The sequence below is a fragment of the Bacteroides sp. 1001302B_160321_D4 genome (assembly GCF_015667765.1).
Lineage (GTDB): Bacteria > Bacteroidota > Bacteroidia > Bacteroidales > Bacteroidaceae > Bacteroides > Bacteroides xylanisolvens.
In genome coordinates this window covers 1-17,865 of the sequence record NZ_JADPLO010000036.1, presented here as the reverse complement: position 1 = coordinate 17,865, position 17,865 = coordinate 1, and the positions used below count along the sequence as shown (strand labels likewise).

Here is a 17,865-nt window from a genome sequence, read left to right as displayed (position 1 = left end):
AAATGAAAGCAATCGAAAATGTAAGAGAAAAAGCGAACCAAGTCATTAACCGCTATGGAAAGGTTATCTTCACCTTTCTCATATTCTTCACGCTGTTGGGAACGGCACAAGTGGCGGAGGCACAAAGCGGCCTGAAGATTAACAGCCTATCCGAAGTGACAGACAAAGCCAAAGAGGGTGCGGACACCATTCTGGACGTAGCCAAATACATTTTGGCGGCGGTACTCGGCATCGCTCTGGTCTTTGTCATCTATTCGCTTGCCACGAACAATCCCCATGCCAAGGAATACCTGCTCGGCTGGATCATCGCCGTGGTAGTCATCATGGTAGCCTTCCTGATTATCTAAAAACGAAGAGCCATGAGAACCATGCGTAAAATCAACAAGCCGATCAAGTTCTTCGGTCTGTCATCGGGACAGTTCGCCATCTTCATGCTGCTGACGGCCATCATCATCATCGTGAGCATATTCAAGCAGCTGCACCCGATACTCATCATCGGAATCATTTCCGCCATTCTGTTTCTATCCGGTCTGCTGTTCCAAACCTTGAAAAAGGAACACAAGGCCGGTAACCCGGACTACCTGACCGGCCTCCGGATCAAGAACGCCACCCCCCGGCAGATAACGGACAAACGGCAGATTTTCAAATTCATCCTAAAACAGCAACCATGATAGGAATCATCATACTCATATCCCTGCTAATCTGTGCGCTGTGCCTGCTGATTGCTCTGCTGTATATCCGGCAGACAGAGATAGAGGTGAAGGACAAATCCGTGGATCTGGAAAGTGTCTTGCCTATCCAGACCATCACGGAGAACGCCGTCATCAACGGGAACGGTGACATCACCGTCGGCTACCGGCTGCTTCTGCCCGAAGTGTTCACCTTGTCGGAAAGCGAGGCGCAATACATCCATGAGCGGTTGGAGGCTCTTTTGAAGCTGCTTCCGGCAGGCACGGTCATCCATCAGCAGAATTTCTACTATACGGGGCGATACCATCATGCAGAATACTCTTCCAATGCCCTGATAGCGGAGAACAACCGTCATTTCAACGGCAAGGAGATACTGAACAGTTACACCAACCTGTATGTGACGTTCACGAACGGCAGCCGAAACGGTAAGATACGCAAAAGCGCATCGGGCACCTCGCTGATGCGAAAGCTGCACTACCCGTTCAAGCAACCTTATAAGGAATATCAGCAACGGCTGACAGAAATGGAAGCCTTTCTGATGAACTTTGAGAACGGTTTGTCGTCCATCCAGCAGTTTGAGATACGCAAGATGGATGATACGGAACTGAACAACGCCATCTACGACTACGTCAACCTCTCTTACGAGACACCGGAAAACGATGCCACGCAGAAGAGCGTCAACCCTATGGCTGTCAGTGAAAGCGGAAGCATGAAAATAGGGCAGCAGCACGTTTCCATCCTTTCGCTGACCAACGAAGGCGAGCATCTTCAGGAACTGGCCGTGCCGCACACCGGCAAGTCGAAGGCATACGGGGGAAACATAGAGATACCGGACAGCATACGGAGCAAATGCTCGATGCTGTACCCCGTAGGACTTGGCCTGCCGTTCAACCACATCGTAAACATCGTGATAGAGATAACCGATCCAGATGCCACCGTAACGGCCATCGGTGCGGAGAAAGACGCGCTGAACTACATCACCAACTTCTACCCTCCGGCGGCAGAGAAGCAACGCGAGCAGGCAGCCTTCTGCGATGAGATTACCCAGTTCGACTACCAGACCGCCTATACCGCCTTCAATGTCGTGCTGAACGATACAGACCGCACCTCGCTCATGCGGAAAACCGCACTGGTACAGCAAGGCTTCAGCTTTATGAACCAAAGTTCGTGCTATGTGGAGAACGCCGAGCTGTGCAACCTGTTCTTCTGCAACATACCCGGCAATGCCAGGGCCAATTACCGGGGCTTCGTCAACACGACCAAGCAGGCCATCTGCTATCTGCAAAAAGAGGGGATGTACCTTTCGGACGAGAAAGGGCATATCTACCATGACCGTTTCGGTACTCCCGCCAAGATAAACCTCTGGGATTATCCGGCGCTGAACAACAAGAACCGCATCGTTATCGGCCCGTCCGGTTCCGGTAAATCTTTCTGGCTGAACAATTACATCCTGCAAAGCTATGAGCTGGGCCGGGATGTGATGATCATTGACATCGGCGGCTCTTACCGCTCGATGATAGCCTTGAACCGGGGCAAATACTTCGACTCTACCGAGCAGAAGAAATTTGCGTTCAACCCCTTCTTGTGTGACCGTGACAAGAACGGCAAATACCTGTACATCGACACCACGGATGCCGAGTCTGCCGATGACCAGATAAAGACCATCGTCGCCATTATCAGCTACATTTGGAAGGTACGTGAACCCATGCTGCCTGCCGAAAACGCCATTCTCAGGAAATCCGTCATCGGATTTTACGACTATGTGAACAATTCTTCAATAGGAGAGAAGCATGAGCGTATCTTCCCGACGCTGATAACTTACCGGGCTTATCTGAAGGAAGTGTTCAGCAAACGGATGACCGAGTTTGAGAAACAGAAATTCGAGATAGAGGAGCTGTTGCTTTTACTGGAACCCTATACGGACGGAGAGCTGTCATTCCTGCTGAACGCTACCGAGAACGTGGATATCGTGCATGACCGGCTGATAGCCTTCGATATGGAAGATGCCTCTAAGAAAGAGTACTTTCCACTCGTTGCCATCATCACCCTGCAAATGATCGTGGATAAAATCAAGAAACGCCAGGGGTTTGCCAAAGAGCTAATCATCGACGAAGCACTCGACTTCCTGCAAGACGAGAAATTCGGAGACTTCATCGCCTACCTGTACCGAACCTTCCGTAAAAAGGAGGGAAGCATCACGCTGGCCGCACAGAACATCCTGTTTTTGAAAAACATGCCGTCCAGTATCAAGGACTCCATCATCATCAACTGCGCGACCAAGATTATCCTCGACCATTCAGAACACCGGCAGAACCTGCCGGAAGTGAAAGCCGTGCTTTCCATCACGGACGAAGAGGCCTATATGATCGAGTCGTTGCAGCGCACGGAACGCTGGAGAGAGTTTTTCATCAAGATGTCGAACGATGCCTTCATCTTCCGCAACGAGGTGTCCGACTTCGCCGCCGTAGCCTTCGATTCGCGCCAGGCGACAGTAGTACGACTGAAGCAGTTGTTCAACGAAAGCGGCTCGACCTATACGGCCATCAACCGCTATCTGGAGGAAAGGAGGAAAAAGTATGGATGACGCCACCCAAGGGCTGACCGCCCTTCTAGGCTGGTCAACCGACTTCAACGGCAGCGCATACAATCTTGCCGGAAGCATTGCCGCCGCACTTTTGGGCGTTGCGCTCATTTTCGTGGTATGGGCACTCGCCACGAAAAAGGAAAATGCCAAGAGCTATCTGACAGCCTGGCTGGTATGTGTCATATTCACCCTATTATTCATCACCAACAAATAACCGTCATGAAAAGAATCATTCTCATACTCGGACTTGCCGCCTCGATAGGGCTGATGGGAACCGGCAGTGTTCATGCCCAGTTCGTCGTGCATGATCCCGGCCACACCCTGCTGAACTCAACGGAATGGATCGCCAATGTCAAGAAATGGGTTACACAAATCAATGAAATGATCGATGCCCAGGAACTGCGGCTCGGCCTGCAAAAGATCGACCAGTTGAAGGAACTCAAATCATTGAAAGAGCTTGCCGACCTGCTGGACGACGTAGCCTGCCTGAGCAGCGACTACAGCTTTTACCTGAACGTAGGATCGAATTACCACTGCCTGAAATTTCTCAACTTTCAGCGTGTGACCGTCAATCTGAGCCTGAGTACCGACCTGCTGTTCAAGGTGGCCACCGTGACCAGTTACTTCTCGATGAACTCGGAAGGGCGCATGTCCTTTATCGAGCAGGTGAAGGAATCGGTGGAAAAAGCCGCCGAAGAGATGCGTGAGTTTAACGAATCCGTGCGTTCCACGGTCATTTACAAATCCATGAAGGGGCATAACCGGAAGACCTATTACCAGGGACGGTTGGCCGCTTTCACACGACACACCAATTAAAGCGTTATGAATCAAGATAATTTTCTCTGGGGACTTCAGATCACGGACGGTCTGACGATGGAACTCGTTTCGCAAATGACAGTCATCGCCTTCGGTGTTGGTGTCATCTGCTTTATCTGCAACCTAGCATACAACTATCTCTATCACGGAGCCAGCCAGCTGTTAAGCCCGAATGAGGACAAATTTCCCGACATGATGGAAATCGCCCGTTGCCTGGTACTGTTCTTCTGCCTAAGCATATACACCCCCATCGCCCAAACCATCGTAGGCACGATGGAAGTAATCAACGAAGCCACCTCGCTGACCTCCGAGCGTGCGCAGGAATTTGCCCAGTTCATGGCACAATCAGCCATCGAACAAGGAGAGATGATTGCCGAATACGACAAACACAGCCTCCAGTCGGAGGTAGCAGCCGGAGAAGACAGCACCGGCGCCATGCAGCACGAACTGGATAAAAAGATGGAAGAGGACGAAATGACCGGTGTACGCTCCAGCGTGGAGAAGATTGTGCAGCTGCTCAACCCCGCCAACCTCGCCACCCTTGTGCTTCATGGCATTTCCGCCCTATTGGTAGGAATCATACAAGTAGTCATCTTGGGTATCGGCGTGGTCATTGTCAAGCTACTGGTCATTCTCGGCCCGTTTGTCTTTGCCGTAAGCATGTTGCCGGTCTTTCAGAAACAGTTGAGTATCTGGTTCGGTACGCTCTGCTCCGCCTGTATGGTATTCACCGTCATCAATATTCTGAACCAAATCATATGGCAGACCTTCAAGGCCATCTATACGGAAAGTGCCGACATGGTGGACGCAGCTACGCAGCAGATACAATATTTAGGAATGGATCTCGCCCTGATTGGTGCTTATTGCAGCTGTTTCTGGCTATCCTCCAAAATCGTAGGACACAGCGATGCCGGGAAAATCATTTCGAAAACCGTGTCAATCGTCACCACGGCGGCCACCATCGCCCTGATGGGAGGCGCAGCGGCAGGCGGCAAGCTGACCAACGTAGGCGGTGCCGCCTCTATCGGGGCAAGTTTCATAAACGACAACAATAAAAAATAGAACTATGAATCTGATGAAATTCAAAGGAGCAGATGATGCGGTCAAGCTGACTATCCGGCTTTCAGCCGGGTACTGCATCATTCTGACTATCGCTTTTGCCAGCAGTATCATCTTCCTTATCAACAAAATAGAAAAAGCATACGGCCAGGCTCTCGTCATCGACAGGCAGGGAGAAGTCTATGAGGCAAGCAGCCTGTCTGCCAGCGATATGCGGCAATACGAATACATGAACCATGTAAAGACCTTCGTAACCCACTGGTATGCCTTTGACGAGAGCAGCTACGAGAAGAACATTTCGCTTGCGCTCAACCTCATAGGCAACAAGGGGAAGGAGCTGTTGAACGAGTACAACGATGTGAATATGCTGAACTCACTCATACAAAAGAATATCCGTTACGGGGTACGCATCAAGGATGTAGAGATTAACACACAAACGATACCCGTTTCCGGAAAGATAATCTTCACGCAGACCGGGTACCGGGCACGGGGAAGCATCTCACGTAATATCGAAGCGGAGTTCACCATCTATGATATGCTGTCCCGCAGCGAGGAAAATGCGCACGGAGCCAAGATAGAAGATTGGATTGTCCGCTATTCCGAACCCGTGGAAAGCAACGGCACCAACACATCGCAGGCAGCTTCTCCGGGCAAGAATGAAAACCAGTCAGAAACCTCTAAACCAACCGACCATGGAACCGAATAAACTTATCAAAGACAAGAACAAGCTGTTGATGGCCATCCCGGTAATCCTGGGCATCCTCTTCCTTTATGTATTCTTCATCCGTGAGGACGGGAACGTGCCGTCAGGGAGTGACAGACAGGCCGCCTCGCAAGCCTTTTTGGAACCACAGTCGGAAATGGCCGACAAGGTGAACGACAAGATGGAAGCCTATAAGCAGGACAAACTGGAAGAGCAGGAGAAGGCACGCATCCTGAAAGAGTCTCAGGTCAAAGGATCTGATTTTTACTTCGAGCTGCAAAACCAGCAGGAGCGGTATGACCGTGCCACACTGGAGCGCATCCGCCGTATGCAGAACGATCCGTACAGCGAAGTCATGGCAGAATACGGAGGTGGCCGGAACGGACGCTTCTCTCATCAGCTGGAAAGCCAACTGGACGGACTGGAGGACGAGCAGGCGCTCAACGAGATTATCCGGGAAGCCAAGAAGAACTCACGCATCCGCAAGGAACTGGAAGAATCCGACAAATACCGCAAGCGCATGTATGACATGTATGAACGGATTGTCAATTATGACCAAGAGGGAAAAACGGAGAAAGCCGCTGCCAACCCTTCCGGCCATCCATCCGCCGACAGCCTGATGCAAAAAGGCCCGATCTACCATGCCGAAAACGGCAAGCGGGTACGCCGCCAACCGACCTCCGCACCGGGAAACAGCAACCTCTTCAGGGCTTGCATCCACGGCGACCAGACCGTAGTCACGGGCAGTACGGTACGGATGCGGTTGCTTCAGGACGTAACCCTATCCGGCATGAAGATACCGGCCAACACGCTGTTTTACGGTATCGCCACTTTGGGAGCCAACCGCCTCGATGTGGTAGTCAGCAACCTGAAGGTAGGAGACAACCTCAATCCCGTATCGGTGGTTGTCTTCGACAATGATGCCATGGAAGGTTTGAACCTGCCCAATAACCTGAAAGCCAGTGCAGCCAAGCGTATGGAACAAGGTCTTGTACAGAACATTGACATGCCGCTCTCTTCCATCGGCACGATGGCCAGCGAAGTGACCAGCGTAGTCAACGCCACCACCCAGGTAGCCAAGCAAATCTTGAACATGAGCCTCTCACAAGTGAAGGTACATCTCAAGTCCAACTACGAAATGTATATCCAAGAAGAGAGTCAGGAATCGAAGTTGCGTAGGCAAGCCGTGCAAGCGGAGTTACAGAAGCTCTATGAGCAAATGGAACAAGAGAAAACGAACAAGAAAAATCATCCCCTTCAAACATTGATAGACAAATTATGATAGACATTCTCAATTACCTGCTTGCGCTGTCAGCGGTCTTTTTCGGCTATCGGATCTACGTATCACGCCGGAACGGACGAGCCTTTAAAGAAATCCGTCCGCTGACCGTTTCTTTCGGCATTACCCTGCTTCTTCTATGGGGCATTACCGTATTCACCGCCTTTTTTTCAAGAACCGTTTAACATATCGACAACATGAAGAAATATATTTATCTACTGTTTTACTGCTTTGTGTGCAGTCTGCCGCTCTTCGCTCAGGAAAACGGCACTCCCCGGAAACAAGCCATCAGCCAAAAAGACATCTTTATCTCTTTCGACTGTGTGAAACACCTGGTATTTCCTGTGCAAGTATCTGATATCGCCATCGGCGAACAGGAGCTTGTCATGGCCAGCCGGGTAGAAGAGGCGCCCCATATCGTCAGGCTCTCGGCGCAAGCGGAAGGATTCACCGAAGAGACCAACCTGACCGTAGTCTGCATCGACGGAAGCGTTTACACCTATCACATCCGCTACCTTCCCGAAGGCGGCACGGATTCGTACCCGAACATTTACGAGGACAACGGGAAATGGCAGCACCATGACTATCAGGCAGAAGTCAGCGACCTCCATCTGGCCGAGTTCTTCTTTCCGGAGGACATCGCTTACGGAACGCCCGGCAACGAGGTGTCCTTCACTCTGGCCGCCTACAACAACCAGTTGAAAGTATCAACCGCCAAAGATGCCGTGGCATATTCCAACCTGTTTGTGGTGGATAAGGCCATGAACACTTACCACATCACCATCAAACGGGGCAATACCTCCGTATTCACCTACAATTTTGATGACCAGCGCAAATATACCGCCCATGTGGATGTGAACAGCGAGGAAATGGAAAGATGCATCCAAGAGCTGCGCACCAAGAAGCGCAACATCTACAGCCTGGGGGTCATCGAGAACAAGTTTGAGTTGTCAATGGCCAATCTGTATGTGCATGAGGACTTCATGTTTTTCATCTTTGACCTGAAAAACAAATCATACATCGACTACGACATCGAGTTTGTCAAATGTTTCCAGCGTGACCAAAAGAAGAGCAAGAACGCCATCCAGCAAGAAACGACCATCGAACCTATCTATCAGAAAGATTTTGATACGAAAATCAAGGGCAAGAGCCGGAACCGGCTGATACTTGGTTTCGACAAATTCACGATACCCGATGATAAGGTATTCGAGATCGAGATTTACGAGCGAAACGGCGGGCGGCACATCAAGCTGGCCGTGTTGAACGAATACATCCTTTCCGCAGAACCCTTATACAAGCCACAGCCATGAAACTGAGAGAAGCATTAGACACCTATATGTTCGACAACGTGGGACAGTTCGGCGGCATCGCCGAATCACTGGGCTATCAGACCGAATACCGGGACGGATATTTCCGGTTCCGCAAAGACGGGGAAGAGCTGAGCATGAGCGTAAGCGAAATCAGGGAAAAAGCCGGAGCAAAGTACGATGAAAGCCTTCGTGACCAATCAAAAGAACGTGTATCCGCCCTTTTTGACAAGGAACGTGCCAATGATCCTAAATATGTCGCCGAGCTGGAGAAGGATGGCATCAGCATCAAGCGGTGGGAGAACCTGAAGGGACATGACAAGGACGGCTTTACCGTCATCGACCATCGCCTGAAGGTATGCTACACCGGACAGTCGCTCTATGAATACGCCTACAAGCAAGGGAACATCCTCGACGGGAAAGGCACCAAGCTGGAAAAGGGTGTCATGTCTGATTTGATGGAGATACACGGCAAACCGGGGAAGCTCCGTTTCAACGATGACGGAATCTCCGTATTCTACCGCAAAGAGGCGTTGGTTATCCCGGACAAGGTGCTGGGAAAGAAGTTGGGCAAGAAAGAGAAAGAACAGCTGCTTGCCGGTGACATCGTACCCATCACCGTAAATAAGAAGGACATCCTGCTGCAAGTTGACCGGGATCTGAACTCCGTCATCCTGCGCACCAACCAGGAAATCAAGATTCCCGACATCATCGGGCAGACCAGCGAATATGGCGGCTACAAGTTAACCAAAGCCGACAAATACCTGCTCGCCAACGGCCATGCACTGGAGAACAAGCTGCTGCACAGTCCGGAAGGCTACTTCATTGCCGACATCCAACTGACGGATGACAGGAAAGGAGTCATGATACAGAACATACAGAGTATCACTCCCGGCAAGGCACAAGAGCTGATCAAGGCCATGACCCCCAAACTGGAAGCCCATGCGGCCAACATAGAAGCTGCAAAAGAGCAAAAACACGAAGAGGGGCGCAATATGGAAGCCGAGTTTAAGGAAGCGGTGGGCAAACATGACTTTGAAAAAATCGGGAAGCTCAAAGAGGAAGGATATAAACCCAGTGAAGAGTTTATCAAAGGAATCGGTAAGGAACACGGTCTGGATGAAAGGCAAACCCATGAAGTCATCCAGCTGTTCGGCACCAAGCCGGAAGAACAGGGCGAACATGAAAGGCAGGCCGCACGTCTGTTGGATGCCGCACAGACCGACAACTTTCATGTCATCCAAGAGATACAGAAAGAAGGGTACCGGCTCACTCAAGAAGACCTTACCCGGATGCGTGAAACGGGTGTGCAAGCCAACACACTGATAGCCGTACAAAAGATTTTCGGGATGGAAGGCAGCACAAAGACACTGGGAGATGTCAAACTGGCCAGCACACCCAAACCCGACAACAGCAAGGAAATGGCCCGTCCGATAGCCAGCACCATCAACCGGGCTTTCAATGACTTATAACCTAAAAAATCAGGAATTATGGATTACGATGAATTAGTACAGAAAAACATTGCAGGAGAAATCAGTGACTTAGAGTTTCTACTTGCACAGGAAGAGCTTGCACAAGCCTATCAAGAAGAGATGGCTGCCAAGCAGCAAGAGACAAACAACCAAACGGCCAGAGAATGGCTGCTTGATTACGAGAACAGAAATCTATACCAATAAATCATGGATACAGCAAGTGATAAAGCATTACAGCGTTTCGCCGAACTGATGATCGAAAAGATAAAGCAGGTGGAAGACAACTGGCAAAAGCCTTGGTTCGGGATAAAGGGTGGGGGACTTCCGCAAAATATCGAGGGAAGAACCTACAACGGAGTAAATTCCTTCATGTTGTTTCTACTTTCGGAAAAAGAGCAGTACAGCCTGCCGGTCTATATGACCTTCATGCAAGCCAAAGACAACGGCCTTAACATACTGAAAGGAGAAAAGTCATTCCCAGTCATTTACTGGAATTTCTCAGTAAGAGACAAGAACGGAAAGAAAATACCTTTCGACGTATATAAGAACCTGGATAAAAACGAGCAGCAGGAATATAAGGTCACGCCGTTTCTGAAGACATACAATGTGTTCAACGTACAGCAGACCAATCTTCAGGAAACGAAACCGGAGAAATGGGAAGCATTGAAGGAGCAATTCAAGATACCGGCCATCAAGGACGAGCAAGGGATGCTCACCGTGCCTCTGATTGATGCGATGGTACGGGAACAGCAATGGATCTGCCCCATTTATTCCAAGGAAGGAAATAGTGCTTACCATGCAAGGGGAGAAGATAACCATATCGTCGTACCCCTGAAGGGGCAGTTTAAGGACGGAGAGAATTTCTACTCCACACTACTGCATGAGATGGCGCACTCGACTGGAGAACCTGAGCATCTGAACCGGGAAAAAGGCGTGATTTTCGGAGACAAGCAATATGCCAAAGAGGAACTGGTTGCCGAACTCACCTCCGCTACCGTCGGGCAAAGCCTGGGAATATCCACCCATATCCGGGAAGAAAATGCCATGTATCTAAAAAACTGGCTGGGAGCCTTGAAAGAAGATCCCAAATTCATCTACAACATCCTTGCCGATGTAGGAAAAGCCAGCAATATGATTCAGGAACATACCGCACGGATGGAACAGTACCTCACACCGGAGGAACGGTTCACGCAGGCCGTCCTGCAAGACAACCGTCCGGTATTGGAGCAGATGAAAAACGAAGGTTTTACCCCTTCATCACGGTTATTGGAAAGTGTTGCGGCAAACCATCCTACAGCCGACAACCTTGAAACGCTACACAGCACTTTCGGCATTTCGCTGCCTTCCATGGAAGCGGAGCCAGCCATGAAAAATATGAATGAGCCACAGCTCGGATTATAAACTTTTAAAAACCATCATTATGTTTACAGGACAAATTATCGGTTATGTCGGTGCGGATGCCCGGCAGAACAAGAACGGAAAAGGATTCAACTTCCATGTATCCACCAAGTACAAGAACGTGAACAACGAGGAACAGACCCTATGGGTATGCTGTTTCGTGAATTACGAGAGTAAAGTCTTTGAGTATCTGAAAAAAGGGACACAGGTATATGTCTGCGGCGATGTGTATGCCGATGTATTCCAGAAGGATGACGGTAGCCACATCCCATCCGTCAGCCTGACCGTCTCACGCATTGAGTTACTGGGAAAGGCAGAGAAAAAAGAGAGCGGTGACGGAACGGCATCCGGACAACCCCAATAACAGCAACGGCCATGGAAAGAGAGAAGAAAGACCTGTCATTCATCCTGATCCTGCTATCCACGCTCATCGGGACAGCCGTACTGTTTCAGTGGGCTATCGTTACGGGATTATACGCTCCACTACGTAATCCGGCCATGTGGGAAAGGCTGATGGAGAAGGATATCCTATTCCGGTTTCTCTACGTTATCCTGATCGGAGGCCTCGCTTTTCTCTTTCCGGTTGGCAAAGTGAAAGACGAAAACAAGAAATGGGTTTACACCAGTATGACACTGGTTACGGCATCCATGCTGGTTGTCGGATTCAGCCGGTTATCAGCGTGGTATAACCTATTTGTATTTCCCATTCTATTCGTAGCGTACACGCTGCTTGTCATCAAGACTCTGCCTTATTTCATCCGGCGTCATGCCCAATCCGATGATAGCATTTTCGGGTTAAGCCGGGAAGAATCGGCTTTCTACTTCCGCTTTGAAACCGCCTCCGGGCCGCTGGTCATCCATAAGCCGCAGCAGAATGTCTATATCGACGGCGGTCCGGGAAGCGGTAAATCAGAGAGCTGGATCAAGGGAATCATCTACCAGTGCGCCGAGCGCAACTATGCCGGATTCGTGTACGATTGGGAGGGTGATCCCACCAAGGACAAGTCACCCATCCTCTCACGTATCGCATACGGAAGCATCGAACATTTCCGGAACAAGGGGATGGAAACACCCCGTTTCGCCTATATCAACTTTGTGGATATGTCACGCACGGTCAGGGTGAACGTACTTTCTCCGCAATACATGTCAAAGGGAAACGAATCGCTATTCATCCGCAATATCATCATGACACTGATGAAGAATCTGGAAGCAAGCTGGAAGGAAAAGACCGACTTTTGGGCCAACAATGCCATCAACTACGTCTATTCAATCGCCTATAAATGTTTCAAGGAAAGGAAGCTTGGTATCTGTACGCTGCCCCATGTGATAGCCCTTGCCCTTTCTGACAGCAACCTAGTATTCCACTGGCTGTCGGAAGATCCTGAAATCGCATTGAACATGTCCTCCATGCTGACCGCCTGGAAACTGGGTGCACAACAGCAGACAGCCGGAGCCGTATCATCCGCACAGACTCCGTTGGTACTCCTGAACAACAAATACATCTTCTGGGTGTTGTCGCCACTTCCCGAAGAAGAGTTCTCTTTGGATATAACCAACAAGGAACACCCAACGCTGTTATGCGTAGGCAATGCGCCCACCATCAAGGAAGCCGTTTCCCCTGCTATTTCCTGCATCGGCAGCGTCTTGATGTCACAGATGAACAATCCCGGCAAAGCGACCAGCATATTCATGGTAGATGAATTTCCGACCATCCTGTTGCAAGGCATTGACACTTTCATCGGAACCGCCCGGAAGCACAATGTCGCTACCATTCTCGCCGTTCAGGACTTCAACCAAGCGGTCAGGGACTATGGAGAGAAAAGTGCCAACATCCTGAAAGCCTCCTGCGGAACGCAGGCTTACGGTATGACCGGAAATGAGAAGACCGCCAAAGACATCGAGAACTTGCTTGGGGAGAAGAAAGAAGCGCAAGAATCTTATTCACACCAAGCCGGTGGCAATAACAGTGTCACGGAGAGCCTGCAAAAAGAAAAAGTCTTAAAGGCAAGGGACATTGCCGGACAAGCAGCCGGACACTTCATTGGCAAGATTGCCGGAGGCAAGCCGCCATTCTTCAGCGTGCAGATGGATATGTGCCGTTTTGAAGAGAAGGAGATACCCCGTTTCTCCTTACCGGTCAAACTGGGCAACGGCAAAGAAGAGATGGAACTGGAAATCCTGGAAGAGATTATCCAGCAGAACTACATCAAAATCATTGAAGATGTCAACGCCATCCTCAAAAAGATAGAGGACAAATTAAAAGAAAAGTCAGCAGTTCCGCCAACCGGGACACACAAGACAGAACAAAAAATCATCCGATAACATTCAACAAAAGAATCCTACCATGAGAAAAATTCATTCATTATTAGCGGCAGCCTGCTTATTGGCCGCTTCATGCAACAAAGAGGAAATCCAATCGGAAACAGACAAAGCCGGCATGTATCACATCACCGTAGCCGTAACCGGTTCCTCACCCAAAGGCAGTGTGCATATATATAATCTTGACGGCGTGAGATTCAGGAACGAACGCACCGGTACCTCCGCAGCTTCCGTAGATGAGAGTTTCACCGATAAAGCGGAATACAGCACGGAAAAGCCTGTCAGCCAAATTACCGTGCAAGGCATTCTCTATTCAAAAGAGAGTGCTATCATCACCATGCAGATAAAAAAAGACGGGGAAAGCGTATTCAACCAGAGCAAACAGTTGGAGGCCGTTCCCGGTATAGACACTACTGTTGATTTGGTTTACAGTACCTTGAAATAAAAATGCAGACGAATCAAAAAACATATACTTTCTCTTCCATATTTAGATGATATTTCTTATCTTTATGAAAGATAATCTTTCTCATTTATAATCTAAGCTCAGATAAAATGAGATTCAACTAATCCAGTCAACGTTATGAAAGTCGATTTCAATCAGATAAAAACAACCATTTCTCTGCCCGATTTCCTGCTGGAACTAGGATGGAAAATCGTGGAAGGCTCTTCCAACTCCTGTCCCAAAATGAGCAACGGAACGCATACCATCGTCATCAAGCGGAACTCGCAGAACCAATACACCTATTGGGACGTGCATAGTGACAGCGTGCGTGGCCGCAGTATCATGGATCTGATGCAGGAACATCTATTTGAAACAACCGGAAAAATGCCGTCCTTGCGCGAGGTGGGGGAGATCCTTCAGAACTACATCAACACCAACCGCATCACGACACCCGAAAAAAGCCGGTATGAAGTAGGTAACACAAGCATGAGAGCGGACGAACTTCAATTCTACTTGAGCCAGCTACAACCCTACAAGGGCAATTATCTCCAGAAAAGAGGTATCCTGAAAGAAAGCATTGAAAGCCGGTTCTTCAAAGACACTTTCTTTATCCGTGAGGTAAAGAACAAAGGGAGTGTTTACCGCAACGTGTGCATCAAGATGTACAATGAAAACGGTGTGCAAGCCATTTCTCAACGAAATGAAACATTCAAAGGGATTATCGGTGGCAAGTTCGACTGTCTGGCGACCAGCAACCATGACAAAAGCCGCCCGATAGACATTCTCTACATTGGGGAGTCATTTATAGACTGTATCTCCCACTATCAATTACGCCATTCCGGAAACGACCTCAATCTTGTATATGTATCTACGGAAGGGACATTCACGGAAGGACAAATGAGGCTATTACGCCTGATTCTTGACAAGAACCAGGTAAAGGAGCTCCGGAGCATCTTTGACAACGACAAACAAGGGCACAAGTACACTCTATGGCTGCATCGTTACTTTCATGGCGATACGACTGATGTCGAGAGCCTGAGTAACGATGAACTCCGCAACAAGGTACGGAAACTGAAGAACGTCGAACTTTCGGAAAACAAGGATTGGAACGATGATCTGAAAATCTCGTGTGGCATCTGTTCCTCCACGGAGGACGGCCAGTAACCTCATAGATTTGCTCCATCACATAATACGACAACCTATAAAATCAGATCAATATGAATATCAAGCATTTATTTTTTTGTATGCTGCTCATTGCCTTTTCCTCATGCAGCAAACCCGGCTATGAGAAGGCCATTGCGGAATGGGTTCAGACAGATTCTCACGGCACCTGGACGGATTTAAAGTTCGAACTACTGGAAGTGTTGGAAACAGAAGACGTCACCGTATCGGACAGCCTGTGCTACCTGAACAACAAAAGCGCACAATTATCCGCTGTCATACAGAAAGCGGAAAGTCCCCGTGCCTTATTCAAACCGTCCTTTTCCGCCTATATGGAAGCCGAAAAAAGCCTGAAAGCAACGGATGCCATGAAAGCCATGTACCTGCACCGTGACAGTACGGAAGTTATCGGCAAGATATTAAAATGCAGGTATGCCATCGTCCAGCCACACTCAGGGGTGCAGCAGAAAAAGACGGCTTCTTTCCTATTGTCCCCCGACATGGAAAAATGTATCGGCAAACTAAAGCCGACAAGCAAATAATCCGAGCGTAACGATGTGTAGCGACAACGTTTTTTGGGGTTCTTTTTTGGGCGTCTTCCAAAAAAGAACTCCCACACATTTAGATGTGTGGGCTATTCATTACACTACCATCCTTTCCCTTATCAACGGTATATTATCCCGTACCAAATTCAGAATCCGGTCATGATAGGCTGATAATTGGTTAGACTTTCCACGACACTGGCACACCTCCATCCTGCTAAGTGAAAACTCCACCGTTTCCATGCGCCTTCCATCCACCGTTGCCGACATTATCAACGAATCTTCTCTCTTATAATAGGCGTTGCTGAATACACAATGATGCAGCAACTTTCCCTCTTTGTAAAAGTCCGAAAGGCTTTCCAATACCCGAACCATAATATTTCCATCCGCAAACGAAAGATTAAAGAAACGTGATTTGGCAGCAATATAGTCTTTTTCATCCTTTTCAGAATATTTTTTCTTACATTTCCCCATCACCCAATCATGCGCTTCTTCTACATTCAACGGACACAAATAATGAGGATTTCTCGCATCCAATTTATTTTCTATCAGCATATCCACATAGTCCAGCCACAAGTCCGCATCATGTATCACATAGTCATGTCTTAAACAGATTTTTACATACGTCCAATACTTATCTATACCGTATTTTCTCTCTAAAAATCTCAAGAACAAATTCATTTGCCCTGCCTTATATAATATCTCCATCCGATTATCAGTTAATAATGTCATAAAGAAGGAACTCGGACAAATATCATAAAAGGCACCCTTAAATCCATTCCTCGTAAGTTCGGGTATCACTTTCATTCTCGGATAGATAACTGCCGGGCAAATATCATAAATACGGTCATGATGCACATTCCGCTTACGCAATTCCAAAGAACTTCCATATATCCATGCATCGTAATAAAATATAGACATGCCCCGCAGCAAAGACAGCGTTTCTGTCTTGCCCTCTTTATTCATCCAACACTGTACCGCCTCAATTATAAAGTAATTAGCCGGAGACCCTTTTTTCAGCCGGCAGTCCACCATAAAAAAACGGATAACTTGATATTGCTTGTATGTAGTAATCACACAAAAATATTCTTTATATACAGCCGTCCTTTTCCTGCTATTCTCCAATTTCAGGTTCATACCGCAATGAGGACATTTACAGTTTTTCTTATCTTCCTTATCCCGCCATGTATGCCCACAATCCAAACAAAAGCAATTCCCCTTTGCATCACGCTTGAAATAATGCACAAAGCAATGTTTATAGGCATAACGCTTTTGAGCCTCTGAAACGGGAGCTAACTTCCTGCTCCCATTCACGATTTCCATTTGTAATTTTGTCTTGGGTTTCATATCAAAAAAGAGTTAACTGGGTTTGTACTTCGGTGTTGTTCTCACGTTTAGCTTGTTGACGCTTCTTCAACTTTGCCAATTCTTCCTCCTGCAATTTTTTGATAGCAGCCTCACGAGCCGCTTTCTTTTCTTCCTCTGACAATTCAACATGATGATTTACGACTACATTACATTTCAATGGGCTACCCACCTCAATATTATCTTCCTGATAATAGTGCAACGCCATACCAAAAATTTCATCATCACTAAAACCACAGCAACCGCTTTTCTTCACTTGGTTTAAAATATAGGTAATGCAATTATCTATATTCTTTGTAGGTTTTTGATAGACTGGAGCAAACAGACTATCCACCGCTGCCATATTATCAAGGTATGCCTTGATGGTACTTTTAAATTGTTCTGACACTTTCATAGTATATCATTTTTAGATTTCATTTCACAATAAGCCAATTTCACGAGAAACAAGGAGAATAGGCAAATAAGAGCCAACAACGTAACCGACACAACCTTTATCGGACTTGGCGTTATTACCGCTCCGACAAACATAGCCACTGCACAAAGAGCGATGATGACCGAAAAAACAAATTGAATGATTTGCATATACTTCTGCTACTTAGTTTGTTAAACTTCTAATTTTATGCTTCAGCTAGATTTAAAGACCTTTTTTTAAAACCCCTTTCCGGGATGGCCTTTTCTTTCTGCCGACTTTTTTTTTGAGCTTTCATGCCCCATCTGAGTTTATGAGC

At 48.1% G+C, this 17,865-nt stretch carries 20 protein-coding genes; 18 read left to right on the top strand and 2 right to left on the bottom strand.

The genetic code is table 11. The annotated features are described in order from the left end of the window. Window positions 1–2: 2 nt before the first annotated feature. From KFO40_RS14545 to KFO40_RS14460, 18 genes are all read left to right on the top strand, one after another. On the top strand, window positions 3–347 hold the full coding sequence (locus tag KFO40_RS14545) for a hypothetical protein (protein WP_005868883.1): 345 nt from the start codon (window positions 3–5) through the stop codon (window positions 345–347). A 12-nt stretch (window positions 348–359) separates the two neighbouring features. Next, window positions 360–671 carry a hypothetical protein gene (locus KFO40_RS14540; protein WP_005868885.1) on the top strand — a complete coding sequence of 104 codons (312 nt, stop codon included), beginning with the start codon at window positions 360–362 and terminating at the stop codon, window positions 669–671. Further along, on the top strand, window positions 668–3,274 hold the full coding sequence (locus KFO40_RS14535; RefSeq protein ID WP_005868887.1) for a TraG family conjugative transposon ATPase: 2,607 nt from the start codon (window positions 668–670) through the stop codon (window positions 3,272–3,274). The genes KFO40_RS14540 and KFO40_RS14535 overlap by 4 nt, the downstream gene beginning before the upstream one ends. Further along, window positions 3,267–3,488 (top strand): hypothetical protein, encoded by a 222-nt coding sequence (locus KFO40_RS14530; protein WP_005868888.1) that lies wholly within the window; start codon window positions 3,267–3,269, stop codon window positions 3,486–3,488. The genes KFO40_RS14535 and KFO40_RS14530 overlap by 8 nt, the downstream gene beginning before the upstream one ends. 5 nt (window positions 3,489–3,493) lie before the next feature. Next, window positions 3,494–4,090: a hypothetical protein gene (locus KFO40_RS14525; RefSeq protein WP_005868889.1), complete on the top strand. Its 597-nt coding sequence runs from the start codon at window positions 3,494–3,496 to the stop codon at window positions 4,088–4,090. Between the two features lie 6 nt (window positions 4,091–4,096). Beyond that, window positions 4,097–5,152: a hypothetical protein gene (locus KFO40_RS14520; RefSeq protein ID WP_005868890.1), complete on the top strand. Its 1,056-nt coding sequence runs from the start codon at window positions 4,097–4,099 to the stop codon at window positions 5,150–5,152. 4 nt (window positions 5,153–5,156) lie between these two features. Continuing rightward, a complete protein-coding gene (locus KFO40_RS14515) occupies window positions 5,157–5,855 on the top strand; it encodes a hypothetical protein (RefSeq protein WP_005868891.1) in 699 nt (232 codons plus the stop codon). After that, a complete protein-coding gene (gene traM / locus KFO40_RS14510) occupies window positions 5,842–7,134 on the top strand; it encodes a conjugative transposon protein TraM (RefSeq protein WP_195196202.1) in 1,293 nt (430 codons plus the stop codon). Before KFO40_RS14515 ends, traM begins: the two co-directional genes overlap by 14 nt. Next, window positions 7,131–7,316 (top strand): hypothetical protein, encoded by a 186-nt coding sequence (locus KFO40_RS14505; protein WP_007564699.1) that lies wholly within the window; start codon window positions 7,131–7,133, stop codon window positions 7,314–7,316. The genes traM and KFO40_RS14505 overlap by 4 nt, the downstream gene beginning before the upstream one ends. A 12-nt stretch (window positions 7,317–7,328) precedes the next feature. Beyond that, entirely contained in the window at window positions 7,329–8,441 is a 1,113-nt protein-coding gene (locus KFO40_RS14500) for a DUF4138 domain-containing protein (RefSeq protein WP_005868893.1), read from the top strand. Continuing rightward, window positions 8,438–9,910 (top strand): DUF3945 domain-containing protein, encoded by a 1,473-nt coding sequence (locus KFO40_RS14495; RefSeq protein WP_005868895.1) that lies wholly within the window; start codon window positions 8,438–8,440, stop codon window positions 9,908–9,910. The genes KFO40_RS14500 and KFO40_RS14495 overlap by 4 nt, the downstream gene beginning before the upstream one ends. Window positions 9,911–9,928: 18 nt before the next feature. After that, a complete protein-coding gene (locus KFO40_RS14490; protein ID WP_005868897.1) occupies window positions 9,929–10,114 on the top strand; it encodes a hypothetical protein in 186 nt (61 codons plus the stop codon). Window positions 10,115–10,117: 3 nt separating this feature from the next. Next, on the top strand, window positions 10,118–11,311 hold the full coding sequence (locus KFO40_RS14485; RefSeq protein WP_005868899.1) for an ArdC family protein: 1,194 nt from the start codon (window positions 10,118–10,120) through the stop codon (window positions 11,309–11,311). Next, window positions 11,289–11,672, top strand: a complete 384-nt coding sequence (locus KFO40_RS14480) for a single-stranded DNA-binding protein (protein WP_007564694.1) — start codon at window positions 11,289–11,291, stop codon at window positions 11,670–11,672. Before KFO40_RS14485 ends, KFO40_RS14480 begins: the two co-directional genes overlap by 23 nt. Before the next feature lie 11 nt (window positions 11,673–11,683). After that, window positions 11,684–13,630: a type IV secretory system conjugative DNA transfer family protein gene (locus KFO40_RS14475; RefSeq protein WP_005868904.1), complete on the top strand. Its 1,947-nt coding sequence runs from the start codon at window positions 11,684–11,686 to the stop codon at window positions 13,628–13,630. 22 nt (window positions 13,631–13,652) lie between these two features. Then, the gene (locus KFO40_RS14470) at window positions 13,653–14,072 is read left to right on the top strand and encodes a hypothetical protein (RefSeq protein WP_005868906.1); all 420 of its coding nucleotides are present in this window, start codon (window positions 13,653–13,655) and stop codon (window positions 14,070–14,072) included. Window positions 14,073–14,207: 135 nt separating this feature from the next. After that, a complete protein-coding gene (locus tag KFO40_RS14465) occupies window positions 14,208–15,233 on the top strand; it encodes a toprim domain-containing protein (protein ID WP_005868908.1) in 1,026 nt (341 codons plus the stop codon). A 53-nt stretch (window positions 15,234–15,286) separates the two neighbouring features. Continuing rightward, window positions 15,287–15,772 carry a hypothetical protein gene (locus KFO40_RS14460; RefSeq protein WP_005868909.1) on the top strand — a complete coding sequence of 162 codons (486 nt, stop codon included), beginning with the start codon at window positions 15,287–15,289 and terminating at the stop codon, window positions 15,770–15,772. A gap of 99 nt (window positions 15,773–15,871) precedes the next feature. Here the strand turns inward: KFO40_RS14460 and KFO40_RS14455 are convergent, their stop codons facing one another. Continuing rightward, the gene (locus KFO40_RS14455) at window positions 15,872–17,119 is read right to left on the bottom strand and encodes a PcfJ domain-containing protein (protein WP_005868910.1); all 1,248 of its coding nucleotides are present in this window, start codon (window positions 17,117–17,119) and stop codon (window positions 15,872–15,874) included. 1 nt (window position 17,120) lies between these two features. Next, on the bottom strand, window positions 17,121–17,531 hold the full coding sequence (locus KFO40_RS14450; protein ID WP_005868911.1) for a PcfK-like family protein: 411 nt from the start codon (window positions 17,529–17,531) through the stop codon (window positions 17,121–17,123). Window positions 17,532–17,865: the final 334 nt, after the last annotated feature.

Coding starts and splice junctions, on each gene's coding strand:
- KFO40_RS14545 (WP_005868883.1), top strand. CDS start 3: ATGAAAGCAATCGAAAATGTAAGAGAAAAAGCGAACCAAGTCATTAAC.
- KFO40_RS14540 (WP_005868885.1), top strand. CDS start 360: ATGAGAACCATGCGTAAAATCAACAAGCCGATCAAGTTCTTCGGTCTG.
- KFO40_RS14535 (WP_005868887.1), top strand. CDS start 668: ATGATAGGAATCATCATACTCATATCCCTGCTAATCTGTGCGCTGTGC.
- KFO40_RS14530 (WP_005868888.1), top strand. CDS start 3,267: ATGGATGACGCCACCCAAGGGCTGACCGCCCTTCTAGGCTGGTCAACC.
- KFO40_RS14525 (WP_005868889.1), top strand. CDS start 3,494: ATGAAAAGAATCATTCTCATACTCGGACTTGCCGCCTCGATAGGGCTG.
- KFO40_RS14520 (WP_005868890.1), top strand. CDS start 4,097: ATGAATCAAGATAATTTTCTCTGGGGACTTCAGATCACGGACGGTCTG.
- KFO40_RS14515 (WP_005868891.1), top strand. CDS start 5,157: ATGAATCTGATGAAATTCAAAGGAGCAGATGATGCGGTCAAGCTGACT.
- traM (WP_195196202.1), top strand. CDS start 5,842: ATGGAACCGAATAAACTTATCAAAGACAAGAACAAGCTGTTGATGGCC.
- KFO40_RS14505 (WP_007564699.1), top strand. CDS start 7,131: ATGATAGACATTCTCAATTACCTGCTTGCGCTGTCAGCGGTCTTTTTC.
- KFO40_RS14500 (WP_005868893.1), top strand. CDS start 7,329: ATGAAGAAATATATTTATCTACTGTTTTACTGCTTTGTGTGCAGTCTG.
- KFO40_RS14495 (WP_005868895.1), top strand. CDS start 8,438: ATGAAACTGAGAGAAGCATTAGACACCTATATGTTCGACAACGTGGGA.
- KFO40_RS14490 (WP_005868897.1), top strand. CDS start 9,929: ATGGATTACGATGAATTAGTACAGAAAAACATTGCAGGAGAAATCAGT.
- KFO40_RS14485 (WP_005868899.1), top strand. CDS start 10,118: ATGGATACAGCAAGTGATAAAGCATTACAGCGTTTCGCCGAACTGATG.
- KFO40_RS14480 (WP_007564694.1), top strand. CDS start 11,289: ATGAGCCACAGCTCGGATTATAAACTTTTAAAAACCATCATTATGTTT.
- KFO40_RS14475 (WP_005868904.1), top strand. CDS start 11,684: ATGGAAAGAGAGAAGAAAGACCTGTCATTCATCCTGATCCTGCTATCC.
- KFO40_RS14470 (WP_005868906.1), top strand. CDS start 13,653: ATGAGAAAAATTCATTCATTATTAGCGGCAGCCTGCTTATTGGCCGCT.
- KFO40_RS14465 (WP_005868908.1), top strand. CDS start 14,208: ATGAAAGTCGATTTCAATCAGATAAAAACAACCATTTCTCTGCCCGAT.
- KFO40_RS14460 (WP_005868909.1), top strand. CDS start 15,287: ATGAATATCAAGCATTTATTTTTTTGTATGCTGCTCATTGCCTTTTCC.
- KFO40_RS14455 (WP_005868910.1), bottom strand. CDS start 17,119: ATGAAACCCAAGACAAAATTACAAATGGAAATCGTGAATGGGAGCAGG.
- KFO40_RS14450 (WP_005868911.1), bottom strand. CDS start 17,531: ATGAAAGTGTCAGAACAATTTAAAAGTACCATCAAGGCATACCTTGAT.